This is a genomic window from Affinundibacterium nitidum, assembly GCF_014284155.1.
GTDB classification, from domain to species: domain Bacteria; phylum Pseudomonadota; class Gammaproteobacteria; order Burkholderiales; family Burkholderiaceae_D; genus Undibacterium; species Undibacterium nitidum.
The window spans coordinates 1-298 of sequence record NZ_JACOFZ010000046.1 but is presented as its reverse complement, the minus strand read 5'-3'; the positions used below and the strand labels follow the sequence as shown (position 1 = coordinate 298).

Sequence of the window (298 nt, the reverse complement as noted above, 5' to 3'; positions counted from 1 at the left end):
TTGTTCGCCAGCGACTGTGAGAAACTGATTTGAAGTGTCTACGCTCAAACTGAGCAATTTTGCTTGAACGCCTACGTCACTAAACCCGACAGCTAGCTTGGCTGTCGATGGGTCGGTGGGGGTCACCGCTTTTGCAATCTCCATACCTTTACGTATATTCTCGGCCTCGCTGGTATAAGACACCCCCTCCTCGATAGCGACATCGCGTGCCACTTCAATTTTTCGGTCGAGTAAGTCGGCAACGGCTCCATAGGTCACGTCATTCTTGAAGGTATGCGCAGCATTGAGTATCGTCCAT

1 protein-coding gene is annotated in these 298 nt (G+C 50.7%); it reads right to left on the bottom strand.

What is annotated here, in order from left to right:
• A partial coding sequence (locus H8K36_RS18965) for a hypothetical protein (RefSeq protein WP_186920466.1) occupies positions 1-298 on the bottom strand: 298 nt, incomplete at both ends.